This is a genomic window from Parachitinimonas caeni, from assembly GCF_030129945.1.
Classification (GTDB): domain Bacteria; phylum Pseudomonadota; class Gammaproteobacteria; order Burkholderiales; family Chitinimonadaceae; genus Parachitinimonas; species Parachitinimonas caeni.
The window spans coordinates 23,486-37,402 of sequence record NZ_JARRAF010000033.1 but is presented as its reverse complement, the minus strand read 5'-3'; the positions used below and the strand labels follow the sequence as shown (position 1 = coordinate 37,402).

Annotated in this window: 11 protein-coding genes; 6 read left to right on the top strand and 5 right to left on the bottom strand. The window is 59.0% G+C overall.

The annotated features are described in order from the left end of the window. Nucleotides 1-117: 117 nt before the first annotated feature. The 4 genes from hrcA to PZA18_RS19340 all read left to right on the top strand — a co-directional run bounded on the left by hrcA (nucleotide 118) and on the right by PZA18_RS19340 (nucleotide 4,804). Nucleotides 118-1,143, top strand: coding sequence for a heat-inducible transcriptional repressor HrcA (gene hrcA / locus PZA18_RS19355; RefSeq protein ID WP_284102528.1), 1,026 nt, complete (start codon nucleotides 118-120; stop codon nucleotides 1,141-1,143). Nucleotides 1,144-1,176: 33 nt separating this feature from the next. Continuing rightward, nucleotides 1,177-2,250: a lytic murein transglycosylase B gene (gene mltB / locus PZA18_RS19350; RefSeq protein ID WP_284102527.1), complete on the top strand. Its 1,074-nt coding sequence runs from the start codon at nucleotides 1,177-1,179 to the stop codon at nucleotides 2,248-2,250. A 19-nt stretch (nucleotides 2,251-2,269) separates the two neighbouring features. Further along, entirely contained in the window at nucleotides 2,270-3,022 is a 753-nt protein-coding gene (locus PZA18_RS19345; RefSeq protein ID WP_284102525.1) for a YoaK family protein, read from the top strand. 111 nt (nucleotides 3,023-3,133) lie between these two features. Then, on the top strand, nucleotides 3,134-4,804 hold the full coding sequence (locus tag PZA18_RS19340; RefSeq protein WP_284102524.1) for a hypothetical protein: 1,671 nt from the start codon (nucleotides 3,134-3,136) through the stop codon (nucleotides 4,802-4,804). 112 nt (nucleotides 4,805-4,916) lie between these two features. On the opposite strand, the gene rlmB is transcribed toward PZA18_RS19340, so the two are convergent. Genes rlmB through PZA18_RS19315 form a run of 5 tightly spaced genes read right to left on the bottom strand, consistent with a single transcriptional unit; the run spans nucleotide 4,917 to nucleotide 11,703 of the window. After that, nucleotides 4,917-5,660, bottom strand: a complete 744-nt coding sequence (gene rlmB, locus PZA18_RS19335; protein WP_284102523.1) for a 23S rRNA (guanosine(2251)-2'-O)-methyltransferase RlmB — start codon at nucleotides 5,658-5,660, stop codon at nucleotides 4,917-4,919. Nucleotides 5,661-5,670: 10 nt separating this feature from the next. Further along, nucleotides 5,671-7,407, bottom strand: a complete 1,737-nt coding sequence (locus tag PZA18_RS19330) for a hypothetical protein (RefSeq protein ID WP_284102522.1) — start codon at nucleotides 7,405-7,407, stop codon at nucleotides 5,671-5,673. Continuing rightward, complete coding sequence (gene recJ, locus PZA18_RS19325) at nucleotides 7,404-9,086, bottom strand: single-stranded-DNA-specific exonuclease RecJ (RefSeq protein ID WP_284102521.1); 1,683 nt, start codon at nucleotides 9,084-9,086, stop codon at nucleotides 7,404-7,406. The genes PZA18_RS19330 and recJ overlap by 4 nt, the downstream gene beginning before the upstream one ends. A 47-nt stretch (nucleotides 9,087-9,133) precedes the next feature. Further along, the gene (locus PZA18_RS19320) at nucleotides 9,134-10,132 is read right to left on the bottom strand and encodes a hypothetical protein (RefSeq protein ID WP_284102520.1); all 999 of its coding nucleotides are present in this window, start codon (nucleotides 10,130-10,132) and stop codon (nucleotides 9,134-9,136) included. Nucleotides 10,133-10,134: 2 nt separating this feature from the next. Further along, entirely contained in the window at nucleotides 10,135-11,703 is a 1,569-nt protein-coding gene (locus PZA18_RS19315; protein WP_284102519.1) for a hypothetical protein, read from the bottom strand. A gap of 206 nt (nucleotides 11,704-11,909) precedes the next feature. Between PZA18_RS19315 and PZA18_RS19310 the strand changes: the two genes are divergently transcribed. Then, a complete protein-coding gene (locus PZA18_RS19310; RefSeq protein WP_284102518.1) occupies nucleotides 11,910-13,154 on the top strand; it encodes a lipoprotein-releasing ABC transporter permease subunit in 1,245 nt (414 codons plus the stop codon). After that, the gene (lolD, locus tag PZA18_RS19305) at nucleotides 13,147-13,833 is read left to right on the top strand and encodes a lipoprotein-releasing ABC transporter ATP-binding protein LolD (RefSeq protein ID WP_284102517.1); all 687 of its coding nucleotides are present in this window, start codon (nucleotides 13,147-13,149) and stop codon (nucleotides 13,831-13,833) included. Before PZA18_RS19310 ends, lolD begins: the two co-directional genes overlap by 8 nt. Nucleotides 13,834-13,917: the final 84 nt, after the last annotated feature.

The window sequence follows — 13,917 nt, the reverse complement described above, 5'->3', positions numbered from 1 at the left end:
CGCATCAAGCTCTTGCAATGCAGCAATTTCGGCGCCATCTAGCCACTGTGAGGCCTCGCCATCCGATACCTGGGCAGGCATTGGTCTTGATAAGACGATCAGGCTAGAATTGACACCATGCTGAATGAACGCGCACAAATCCTGCTAAAGACCCTGGTCGAGCGTTACATTATCGAAGGCCAGCCAGTGGGTTCCAGAACCCTGTCCCGCTTTTCCGGTCTTGAACTCTCGCCCGCCTCGATCCGCAATATCATGGCCGATCTGGAAGAAATGGGTTTCATCGCCAGCCCACACACTTCGGCCGGTCGCGTGCCGACGGCTTTGGGCTACCGGATGTTCGTCGATACCCTGGTGACCATCCAGCCACTGGGGGATGCCGAGCGGGGACAGCTGCTCGGGCAGTTCCTGCCCAATAACCCTTCAAGCCTGATCAATTCTGCGTCAACGCTGTTATCACAGCTCACCCAGTTCACGGGAGTGGTCGTCACGCCCCGGCGCACGGGTATTACCTTGCGACAGGTCGAGTTTGTCCAGCTGTCCGAGAAACGGGTTTTGCTGATCTTGGTAACCTCCGACGGCGATGTGCAAAACCGCATTCTGTTTACTGAGCGTGCCTATCAACCCGGCGAACTAGCGACGGCCGGGAACTTCCTGACCCAGCATTTTGCAGGTAAGACGCTGGAGGAAGCCCAAGCAGCCGTGATGACTGACATCCGCCAGCTACAAGGGGATATCGCCAGCCTGATGAACGCTGCCGTCCTCGCCGGAGGTGAGGCGCTGTCGCGTCATGATGACAACGTGGTGATCAGCGGTGAAGCAAACCTGCTTCGCGTGGAGGAGCTGACTTCCAATGTCGGGCGTTTACGCGCCCTGTTTGATGTTTTCGAGCAAAAGACCGCCTTGCTGGGCTTGCTTGACCTGAGCCAGCATGCCCACGGGGTGCAGATCTTTATCGGCAACGAATCGAATATCCTGCCGCTGGATGAGTGTTCCGTGGTAGCCGCCCCCTATCAGGTGGACGGCGAGGTCGTCGGCACGCTGGGCGTTATCGGCCCGACTCGCATGGCGTACGATCGGGTGATTCCGATTGTCGATATCACTGCCAAGCTGCTTTCGAGCGCCTTGAGCCAACAAAACACATAACCGGCGGCAACGCCCCTTCCCATGAATCGACTTGTGCCAAACCTGTTGGCTGTATTGCTGTGTGGCCTGCCATTTTTCAGCCTGGCCAATGAGGCTCCGAATGAAATGCGGCTGTCACAGCGGCCCGATGTGCAGATTTTTATCGATGAGATGAGTACCCGACATGGCATGGATCGCTCCATGCTGTCTGCGGTACTTGATCAGATCCAGCTCAAGCCGCGAATTCTCGCCATTCTGGACCGCCCATCCACCAGCCGGCCCTGGTATGAGTTTCGACCGAATTTTGTTGAGAACCAGCGTATCCGCCAGGGCGTGGCGTTCTGGTACAAGCACGCCAAAACGCTTGAAACCATCTCCAACCACTATGAAATCCCCCCCGAATACCTGATTGCCATTGTTGGGGTGGAGACCATGTACGGCAGCAATACCGGCAGCTTCAGGGTGGCCGATGCCCTGGCCACCATTGCGTTCGACTACCCACGGCGGGCCGAGTATTTTCGTGGTCAGCTGGAGCAGTTTCTGCTGCTGGCCCGCGAAGAAGGCAACGATCCCTTGAGCTTCAGGGGCTCCTACGCCGGTGCCATGGGCGTCCCGCAGTTCATGCCCTCCTCATTCAGGGAATATGCCGTGGACTGGGATGGTGATCATCATCGGGATATCTGGACGAACCCGGCAGACATTCTGGCCAGTATTGCCAATTACTTTCATGCACATGGCTGGAAAATTGGCGAGCCGTTGGTGGCCAGGGCCAAGGTCGAGGGTAGCGGCTTTCAGCCACTGGTCGATGACAAATTCAATCTGCACTACACCGTAGAGCAACTGGCCAGCTTTGGCGTCAAGCCTGCCGAAGCAGTGCCCGCAAGCCGGCAAGCCGTGCTGGTGCCGCTGGATGTGGCGCCAGATCGGACAGAGTACTGGCTGGGTTTCAATAACTTTTATGTGCTGACCCGCTATAACAAGAGCACCTTGTACGCGATGGCCGTGCATGAGCTGGCACGGAAAATCCGCGCCGCCTACGAAGATCCCTTGTTATTGCCACCGGCACCCAAGCAGGCGGCCAAACCTGCCAAGGCATCCAAGTCTGCACGCAAGCATCGCCGATCCTGAACCACGTTGGGGGTCTGACATGCCCTTGGGCTACCTGCGCAACCTGAGCAGCGCAGAACGCACGACTCGTGCCAACCAGCATCTGGGGCTGTCGCTGGCGTTTGTAGCTGGCGCCATCAACGCCGGTGGTTTTCTGGCAGTTGGTCAATATACCTCGCACATGACGGGCGTTTTGTCGGCAGCGGCCGACCATTTCGCCTTGGGCGAGCTGGTGCTCGGCCTTGCCGCCATGGTCGCCTTGCTGACTTTCATTCTGGGTGCGGCAAGCACCGCCATCCTCATCAATTGGGCGAGACGCCGCCATCTGCGCAGCCAGTATGCCCTGAGCCTGCTGCTCGAAGCCTGTTTACTGCTGATCTTCGGGCTGGCAGGCGCCAATCTGCCGATGGCGGCGCATGTCATGGTGCCCACCACCGTACTCCTGCTGTGCTTCGTCATGGGTTTGCAGAACGCCATCATTACCAAGATTTCACAGGCTGAGATCCGCACCACGCACATTACTGGCATGGCAACAGATATCGGCATTGAAGCCGGTAAGTGGCTGTATCGCTGGCGAGCCAGTGCCGCCAGTGACGTTGCCGTCAACTTTCGTCGCCTCAGCCTCCATCTACAGCTGTTGGCGAGCTTTTTCCTGGGCGGACTGCTAGGTGCTACCGGATTCAAGTATCTGGGTTACTCCGCCAGTATCCCCTTGGCCGCGTGGCTGGTTTTGTTGGCGATGATGCCGATCCTGGACGATCTGCGTTCAGCCAGAACTCCATCGCTGCACTGATTTTCAAGGAAATACTGGCACTTTCCAGCATCAGAATCACCGCTGCCTGCTGCCAACCCATTGCGGATCGCTGACTATAGTGAACCCATCATCCACAGATGGGAGTCACCGATGAAACCCGTTCTCTTGTTGCTTTCCCTGGCATCAGGCTGGGCCGCCGCTTCGGATACGGATCGGCTACTCGACTGGGCACAGCAGGCATATCCAAGCCTGTTGCAAAAACCGACTGCCACCGCGCTGCTTCAGGGTTATGAATACCGCTGTTACAACAATGCCGCCTTGTGCATCGGGGTAAAGGATGGGCAGGTATTTCTGTATCAAGGTGGCCCCATCAGTAATATCGGCAGTCTGACAGAGTGGCTGCGCACGGCAGATCGGGACAAGATCGAAACCGGCAAGGTCTTCCCACTCGATTTAGCGGCCAGTCCGCCGACCCGGCAATCTGCCAAGAGCAGCTTTACTGCTGGGCCAAGCACTCCCCTCAGTTATCAAGCCGCAACCGCCCGCATCAGTGCGTTGCTTAGCGGCAGCAGTACTCCGGTCGCGGTGTTCGACCCCTCAGCATTCCTGCTTGAAAGCAACGACGCAGGGTGCTTTGGGCCAACGCTCAAATTCACCAGTCACCCGGACGGCTCGGGCAGCGCCGCTTCCGGCACATTGCCCAGTGGCGATCTGGGCATTTGGCTGCAGACGGACACCACTACCGGTGATGCCTGTGCAGCAGCCCAGCTCAATGCACGTCAGGATGGCGTCTCGATGCGGGCCAATATGGCGCTGAGTGGATTGGCGGGACTGGTACGCCAGGCCTATGCCTCGGGCAAGGGGCTACCGACAGCGGGCAGCACGGTTGATCTCACAGCCGAGATGAATGCGGTCGGCATCCCCTCCACCACCTTCAGTCAGGCCGCTTTGCAGCTCGATGGTGCCAGTACGGTCTGGACGATGTTGCTGAACTTCAGTTACACCGATAGCAGCGGTGCCAGCCACACCATCGCCGCCAAGCTCGAACATACGCCGGGCGGCAGCAAGGCCGTCTATTCCGGCCTGTTGACCTGGTCTGTGACCCAGGCCTTCAATGGAGGAAATTGCGGCAGTGGCGCCAACCCGGTTACCCGGGTCGGCACGCTCAAATATGGTCGCACCAGCGCTACTGCCATGACCACCAGCATGCGTCAGGGGCAATACTGTGGCACCGGCACCTATTCGACGCTTGGCACGTTTGATACCGACCAACAGCTGAAAGCCACTGGCTTCAGCGACAATTTCTCGCGCTTTGGTGCCAGTTATGACCCCGTTTCCCTGAAAGGAAAATACATCTCGGTCTGGCAGGCCGGGGCGGGGGACGGCAATTCGCGCATCCTGCAACTGGGGCTGAACGGTATTGGCACCACCAATGATGGCGAATCCTATTTCGGCTATGGCGACCCGATTGCCAGCACCAGCGGCGCGATCATGGGGTTCAATTGCGCCTGGGCCGCCCCCAAGCCATCCAGCCCGGTTGGGCTGCACAAGGAATACGCGCAGCGTCAGTTCATCAACTACAACAGCAGCACGGGCAAATGGGAAACCCCGACGGCAGGCGCCAATATCCGCTACGCCCCTACGGACGCCTGCACCTACAGCGGCAGTGGCAGCTTCTGGTATGACCGTAATCTGAACGGCAGCAATGATGAAACCGCTGCCGATCTGACCGTCACGACGCCAGATCTGATGGGGCTGGGCTCAAGTGCCACCATCGCCGATGCCATTACCGCCCGTGGCTATTCGATTCCAGCATTCTGAGCGCCCATATCGGGCGTCGCTGGCCGTGACGCTCCACACAGCGCCCAAACAACAAGCGCTGCATGCCGAAAAGCCATGCAGCGCTTGTTGATTTTCGCCCAGCTCGGCTGGCTTATTTGCCGGTGACCGTCCGCTGCCGCCGCGTTTCGGCTAGGCAGATGCCTGTCGCTACCGATACATTCAAACTCTCGACCGAACCGAACATCGGAATCGACACCAGGATGTCGCAATGCTCACGGGTCAGCCGACGCATGCCGGCTCCTTCCGCGCCGAGCACCCAGGCGACGGGACCACGACCATCAAAGTGGAACAGGTCGGTATCCGCATCTGCTGCCGTGCCGGCAATCCAGATTCCGGCATCCTTGATATCCCGGAGTGTGCGGGCCAGATTGGTTACGACGATATATGGCAGCACCTCTGCCGCACCACAGGCCACTTTCGACACGGTGGCATTGATACCGACAGCCTTGTCCTTGGGCGCGATTACGGCATGCACGCCCATGGCGTCGGCAACCCGCAGGCAGGCCCCCAGATTATGCGGATCGGTAATCCCATCCAGAATCAGCAGGAACGGAGGTTCATTCAGATCTTCCAGCACTTCTTCAAGTGCCACATGGTTGCGGTCTGCATCAATCACCGCCGCCACCCCTTGATGGCGGGCATTGCCGGTCATGCCATCCAGGCGGTTGCTATCAACGGGGATCAGCTTGACACCTGTGCGTTCTGCCACTTTCAGCAGGTCACCCATTCGCGGGTCGGAACGGTCGCGCAGAAAGTACAGCTCAAGCACGCTATCAGGGATACGGGCCAGACGGGCGTTGACGGCGTGAAAGCCATGAATCAGTTTTTTTTGCATGGGTCGGGCCTTACTTCAAGAAAAGATGATCGCAGATGGCCGGCTGGCCATTCAACAGCGCCAGACCGGAATCCGTCCGACTGGCAATACAGAACTTTTTTTCGGCAGCCTGGGCGGAGACTTCATCGGAAAATTGCAGGGTCAGGCGGAATCCGGAGTTGGCATGGCGCGGGTCACCGAGCATGGTGGCCACATCTTCACGGGCGACGGGCAAGATCTTGATCTGGCTGGGCGCGGCAGGTAGCGCCATCTCCAGCACTCGCGCCTGGGCCAAGGCATGACGGGCCCAGCCTACAATCTGCAAAGCGGCACCTTGGCGCTCCACGCGATCGACCCAGCCATCCTTGGCTGACACCAAGTGATAAGGCTTCGCATTGGCAGGCACAACATGCGCGTTGACCAGAGGCACTACCGAGCAGGCGAGACAACCTTTGCTGCGCGGAAAATGGAACAGCCCATCTTTCTCTGCATCATGCACGACGGGGAAAGCCTCGGCGAGATTAGGGTAAATCAGATGTTCGACACAACCATCGTCACACACTCTACCCAACTCTGCTTCAAGCCGCCGTGCCTCAATGATCGGGGCAGCTTGTTGATAGCTCCAGATCCAGCTGGCAGCCAACACGGCCAGCACTACACCATAACTGGCCGACAGACCAGGCCAGCGCCGCGAACCCGCCCATAACAGCAAGCTTGCCCACATACAGGAAGGAATGATGGCATAGCGTGAACTGAGCGCCTGATCGAGGCCGAGCGTGGCGCGTCCCATCGCCGCCGCCGCGCCACTGATCAAACAGAACAACAGCATCCCGGCGAGTGCCGGATTCTGGCGACCGTGGCGGAGAATCGTCCAGATAGACAGCGACAGCAGCCCTCCTCCCAATAAACCAGCCAACCATAATCGCCAAGGGCCGACAAAGCCTGGCATAGGATAGTTACCCAGAAACACCAGAAAATATCCAGCCAGCAGATGCGGGTTACGCAAGGCCGTACTGATCGGCACATGCGATGGTGGCGCTACATAGCCAATGAAGTAGACAGGGATTACCAAGGCCGTCAGCGTCGTCCAGACCGCCATGGCGCGCCAGCGTTGTTGCACCGCAAGCATCAGCATGCCAGCCGGCCAGATAAACAAGCCGTTTCCTTGCGACAAGGTCGCCAGCGCAGCACTGCCTATCGCTAATCCAAACGCCCAACGCTCAGACCTGGCCAGCAGCACCATTGTGGTGACAGCAAACAGGATGGCGGGGAAGCCGGAAATCGTCACCATCGGCCAGACACTGGCTTGCCAATAACGCCATTGCACGAACACCAACAATCCAAGCAGGCAAACCGGCCAGAAATGCTCGCTCTTACGGTCCGTCACCCCCCAAGCCAGGACCGCAAAGGCTAACAGCAAGCTGAGGTTACCCATCAGTGCCAGCAATTTGAAATTGACCACGCCGCTAAGTGTGTATTGTGCATAAGCAATCAAAGACATCACGCCGAGCCGGTGTTCGTTGTGATGCTTGAGCAGATCTCCCAGACTCGCCCAACCGGACCAGTGCTTGAAGGTTCCCAACCGTACAAAAATGGCCAGATCGTCATCACGCGGCGCATTCGGGGTGAACTGAAACACCTGCCACAAGTAAATGCCGCACAGGGCCAGCATCAGCACCAGCCAGATCGCTGCTGGCGACCCCGAACTCGCTGTCCGCACCGGAGCTGAAGCTGACGTCAGGGGCAATCGGTTGATCGATTGCGTCATAGACAGTGCTCGATTAATAGTTGCAAGAGACGGGAGCCGTTGTACTCATTGACCGACAACCGATAGACCGCATGGATTTGCGCGGGCAGTGGCTCGGCGTGCTGAAAGCGCATGGCTTCGAACATCCGACCATCGTGCGCCGCCAGTTTGAGCTTGAGGTGCTTCTCGCCTACCACCCGCTGCTGCACCACCCTGAATTCACCAACAAACAGCGGCTGAGGAAAGCCCTGCCCCCAAACCTGGGCATCAAAACATTCCGCCAAAGGCAGGCTGATATCTTCCGGTGCCAACTCGCCATCGGTTTCCACCAGCCGGTCCAGATCCTCCTTGCCCATGCAGTCCCGACATACCGCCTCAAAGGCCTCGGCAAAGCGCGGCAAATCGGCCTCTGCCAAGGTTACCCCGGCCGCCGCCGCATGGCCGCCAAACTTGCGCAACAAACCCGGATGCTGCTTGGCTACCAGATCCAGCGCATCCCGCAGGTGCAAACCCGCCGTCGAGCGACCGGAACCTTTAATTTCATCATCGCCCCCTTTGGCAAAAACCATGGCCGGGCGGTGATGCCGGTCTTTGAGCCGGGACGCCACTATGCCTACCACTCCCTGGTGCCACGTCGGGTCGTACAGGCAAAGGCTGTAACGATCATCGACCTTGATGGCTTCAAGCACTGCCTGCGCCGCTTCCTGAATGTGCGCTTCGATTACCCGCCGTTCCCGGTTGAACAGATCCAGGCGCTGCGCCGCAGCATCCGTGACATCCGGGTCGTCATGGCTCAGGCAGACGATGCCCAGTGTCATGTCATCAAGCCGGCCGGCGGCGTTCAAACGCGGGCCCAAGGTAAATCCAAGATCGAAAGCCGAGGCACGCCGATGATCGCGGCCAGCTGCGCGAAACAAGGACAGAATACCCATGCAGGCCTTGCCGGCACGCATCCGCCGCAAGCCCTGCTGCACCAGAATGCGATTATTGGCATCCAGCCTCGCCACGTCGGCCACGGTTCCGAGTGCCACCAGATCAAGCAGACTCGCCAGATTTGGCTCGGTCTGACCAGTAAATGCCTGACGGTTGCGCAATTCCGCCCGCAAAGCGAGCAGCACATAGAACATCACCCCTACCCCGGCCAGAGCCTTGCTGGGGAACGGGCATCCGGGTTGATTGGGGTTGACGATCAGCGCTGCCGGCAGCGCATCACCGGGCAGATGGTGATCGGTAACCAGTACCTCTATGCCAAGCTGGCGGGCCCTCTCAACACCCGCGACGCTGGCGATGCCGTTGTCAACCGTCACAATCAGTCGTGGCGCCGCCTTGGCGGCCAGATCAACGATTTCCGGGGTCAGGCCATAGCCGTACTCAAAGCGATTGGGTACCAGAAAATCGACGACGGCTCCCATCGCACGCAGGCCACGCAGACCCACTGCACAGGCAGTAGCGCCATCAGCATCGTAATCGGCGACGATCAGGATGCGCTCCTGCCCGGCAATCGCATCGGCCAGACGTATCGCCGCCTTTTCGGCATTCAGTAATTGCTGATAGGGCAACAGGCGCTTGAGCTCGACATCCAGCTCACCCACATCGCCGATGCCCCGCGCCGCATAGACACGCGCTTCAATGGGAGAAAGACCGGCAGCCCGTAAAGCGTTCTCGGCCTGTTCCGGAAAGGAACGGAATCGTAGTTGCATTGGATAGGGTCTCAGAGGGTTGGCGGCTAGCACGAGGGCCAGACCGCTCAAGATTCAATCTTCAACTGGCGCAACGGCAAGGGGCCGCGCCAGAATTTCCAGCGGTCAGCCGGGCGAAGGCTGGCCACGCAGGTGCCCTGCGCCGAAGGGGCGTGCAGTTGCAAGGCGAGAATATCGCCTTTGCGCCAGGCAGCCACAATGGGCTGGAGATAAGCCGACTCGATCTGCTGGAGCTGGAGCTGCCACCCATGAATATCTCCATGTGCGGCGGCGCCGGTCAGGCCATCCAGCCAGAGCAGCCCGGACCGGATCGGCCCTTCTGCTGCCTTCAGGGGCTGGGCTACGACACCGGCCCGGCTGGCTAGCGCCCGCAGAATGGGTGCATCTCCATACGTCGCACCGAAGCGGGTTGTGATGGGCGAGTCGACCCGGCCATCCCCCCAGGGCCAAATACTGCTAACCGGCAGCAGGCCACGTTGCTCGCGAGCATCGTTGACTGGATGGGTGTACAGCAGCATTTGTACTTCATTCAGGAAAGCATGCCAGCGCAACGCTCCTTCGCCCTTGGGCAGATGGGGATGGATGCTGGCACCGGCAATCAGGTCCAGCGGTGCCCAGTCGATCTTTTCATCGACGGGCAGCTGCACAAACCAGGTGTCGGGTGTGCTCGCCACAAACTGGATGCCATCCTGATTGAAATGGCGATTCAGGCTTGCCAGCAAAGCTTCGGTTTCTTGCGAAGTCAGATCCGTGTAGACATCGCTACTGGCGATCAGTTGATCGCGCTCCGGCCGCAAGTGGATAGGCGCCGCACACAGCCAGCGCTTGCCGCTTTCCGGTGTCGCTTCAGGCCGCAGCAACGTAGCGACAGATAGGTCTGGCGCGCCGAACTGTTGCAGCAGCCAGTCAAGCGGTCGTTGGCCGGCCTGGATGCGCGCCTGTCCGCGTCCAAGCAGCAGGTCGAGAGCGGGCAGCTTAAGTTCTGCCGTCGGGTCATAGCCCCGAATCGGCGGCAGTATCAGATGAGGAATTGCAACAACCAGCATTATCAAGCTTTCGGGGGTTCCATCTCAGCAGCCAGTAGCTGCTCACATTGGTATTGCACAAAATCAGCCCCGATTTCCTGCTGGGCAATCACCCGCAACGCCAGCCCTCCGTCCGAAGCATTCGGGATGGCGTAAGTACTGCCTGCTTTCAATTCTGGTTGAGCCGTCAGGAGCAGGTGCTGATTCTGGGTAAGCGGGGAACCACGGACAAACAGGGCGTATTTGTTATCCCAGGCTTGCAGATTGGCCACCATCTCCCACTGCGAGATCTTGGCTTTTTCTACCAACCGTACCGATTCTGGCGCAAACGACAAAAACTGCACGCCGGCAAACACTTTGCCATGACCTCGGCCGATCACCCTCCGGATCACACCGATTCGCCAGAATGGCTCGTCTTGCCCGCGCAGGCCAACCAAACGCCCGACCTTGACCCAAGACACCTGATGACTGGCAACAATGCCGCAACCGGAAGCGCTTGCGTCCTCCAGCGCGCAGATGGTGATCGAATCTTCAACGGTCTTGGTATCGACGCCGGTCATAGTCTGCGCAATCAGTCGCCGCAGGGCCTGGTATTCGTACGCCACCTTGATTTCGCCGGTGACCGGGCGGCGCTGATACTTGCGCTTGATGTCACGGCCGGTCCAGCGGTTTTTCAGATGTTTGATGACCGTCAGGGTTTCAGATACGCCAAGAATTTCACGCGCATCCACCTTGGCGGGGACTTTATGCTGGGACAGCATCAGCTGTTCCAGGGCAATTAATTCGGACAGGCTTTTTTCCAGCCCGAAGAACAGGCCTTTGCCACCTCTGACAATCGTGGTCGGCGCCTGGGTCAGCAAGGTCATCGGACTACCGGCACTGTCCGCGCCGAAGGGCGTGCGGTCAGAGTGCTCGGTGCTGATGCCGATAAAGCCGGCAAGCGCATTGGCGAGACGTTCGGCAATCAGGAACTGACGGCCATGCAGGTCTTGAGTGAGGCTGCGATTGACCAACACCAGATAGGCCAGCTGCTTCTGCAGGCGGCCCGCTTCGCCATCCGGCCGGGCGATTTTGGCTGCCACGCCACCAGACAGATTCAGCGCCGCTTCCACTTTGGGCTGGATCTCCTCCCAGGCAGGTGGCTTGGTATCCGAACGGCGCATGATGCGCAGGACGTAGTTGCGCGCCTGCCACCACAGCGAAAAACCCGTGGTCGCCTGAATCAGCGGGATATTGGCTGGCTTTTTCGACAGGGTTGGCACCTCTTCGCTCAAACCCTTCTGGTACGCCTCCAGCACCGCATCACACATCGGGATCGCTGCCTGCAGCAACAACGCCGTCTTGGCTTGATTGTTGTTCGTATCCAACATCGCCTCGAAGGCCAGCTCCAGAACCTCTCGCAAGGGCGTGTCGATACGCCTTAGCAATTCAAGCAACGCACCTTTGGCCGCAAAACCGGGCAACTCATGCGTCATCCAGTCTGAAACGGTTTGCATGGCAATGACAGGCGACTGCTCTTTGGCTGCTTCGATGATCGTTACAGCCTTTTCGAGGCGCCCTCCGCCCCGCAATCCAAACAGCTTCATCAACATAAGCTTACCCAGCGGCTGGAAAACTGCTGATTGTAAACCAATACCGGCCAGATCCAGCCCGTATTGCCGATAACCGTCAATGCCAAACTCAGTGGCACCACAGGGTCGCTACGGCAACACCCCTGGCATGCCAAAGCGGTATGACAGGAGGTCTGGAACAGGTTCTTATGGCAAACTCGGATTTTTCCTTGGTTTTAGTATCTCCTGTGAATCGTTTCGAATGGTTGGTCGGCCTGCGCTATACACGAGCCAAGCGCCGCAATGGCTTCATTTCTTTTATCTCCTTGGTCTCGATGATCGGTATTGCCTTGGGGGTAGCCGCCCTGATTGTGGTCCTCTCGGTCATGAATGGTTTTCAACGAGAAATCCGCGCCCGGATTCTCGGTGTTACCTCCCATCTACAGGTCACCGGTATCGACAACCGCCTCTCCGATTGGGAGCAGGTCGCCAGCGCCATGAAGCAGCATCCACAGGTCCTTGCCACGGCGCCCTATGTCGATGCACAGGGTCTGCTGAGTGTTGAAGGCAGCGTGCGGGGCGCCATGATCCGGGGTATTGATCCGGCCAAAGAAACAGGCGTTGCCGATATTGCCGGCAAATTCACCGCAGGTTCACTGGATGCTTTAAAGGCCGGTGAATTCGGCATCGTTCTCGGCCGGGAGATGGCCCGCAATCTGGGTGTCGGGCCGGGCGACAAGGTCACGCTGATCACCCCGATGGGCCAGATCACGCCTGCCGGCATGCTGCCGCGACTCAAGAGCTTCCACGTGGTTGGCATTGTCCGGCTGGATATGTACGAATACGACTCGACGCTGGCGCTGATCCAGATTAACGATGCGCAGCGGCTGTTCAGGATGGATCAGGCAGTCAGTGGCGTGCGGGCCAAGGTTCGCGACGTCTTTCTGGCGCCGCAGATCCGGCTGGATCTGACCCGTCAGCTTGGCATGGAACGCTTTGTGGTGGACTGGAGCCAGCAGCACGCCAGCTACTTCCGGGCCGTGCAGATTGAAAAGCGCATGATGTTCATCATCCTGACCCTGATTGTCGCCGTTGCGGCCTTTAATCTGGTTTCAACGCTGGTCATGGCCGTCACCGACAAGCAGGCCGATATCGCCATTCTGCGCACGCTCGGCGCGGCACCCGCCAGCATCATGAAAATCTTCATGATTCAAGGTGCGCTGGCAGGCTTCATTGGCACACTGGGCGGGGTGGTTGGCGGTTTGACCATCGCCTGGAATATCGATGTGATTGTTCCAGCGATTGAGCGCATGTTGGGTAGCCGCATTCTGTCGCCAGAGGTTTACTTCCTTTCTGACCTGCCCTCGGAAGTGCTGGCGAGTGATGTCATCACCATAGCGGTGATCTCACTGATCCTGGCCCTGCTGGCGACGCTCTACCCGAGCTGGCGCGCCTCCCGCACCAACCCTGTCGAGGCATTGCGCTATGAGTGACCACGCCATCATTTCCGCCAGCTGCCTCAGCAAGAGCTACAAGCAGGATAAGCTCGACGTTTCGGTATTGCATGACATCCATCTCGACATCCAGCGCGCCGAGATCGTATCGATCGTCGGGGCATCCGGCTCGGGCAAAAGCACGCTGTTGCATGTGCTGGGCAGCCTGGATGAACCGACTCAAGGCATCATCCGCATCGCTGGGACCGACCCCTTCAGCCTGAGCGCCGCCGAGCGCGGCAACTGGCGCAATCGCCACCTGGGTTTTGTGTATCAGTTCCATCATTTGCTACCCGAATTCACGGCCCTGGAAAACGTGGCCATGCCGCTGTTCATTCGACGGATGGATTTCCGCCAGGCCCAGCAGAAGGCCGAGGCCATGCTCAAGCGAGTGGGACTGGGTCACCGACTGCAGCACAAGCCCGGTGAACTCTCCGGCGGGGAACGACAACGCACCGCAATTGCCCGGGCCTTGGTCACCGAACCGCTCTGCGTACTGGCCGATGAACCGACGGGCAATCTGGATCGGGGCACCGCTGCCAGCGTTTACGACTTGATGCTGGAATTGAATGCCGAGCTAGGAACCAGTCTCGTCATTGTGACGCACGATCCCGAGTTGGCCAGCCGCGCCCAGCGCTTGCTGACATTGCGAGACGGCCGCCTGCAGCCAACAGCCTGACATTCTCATCACGCCAGGTTTCGTCACTGGATGGGCCTGGCAGCCAAACACTGGCGAACCGCGCTCAGCTGCCGTCTGTTTTCC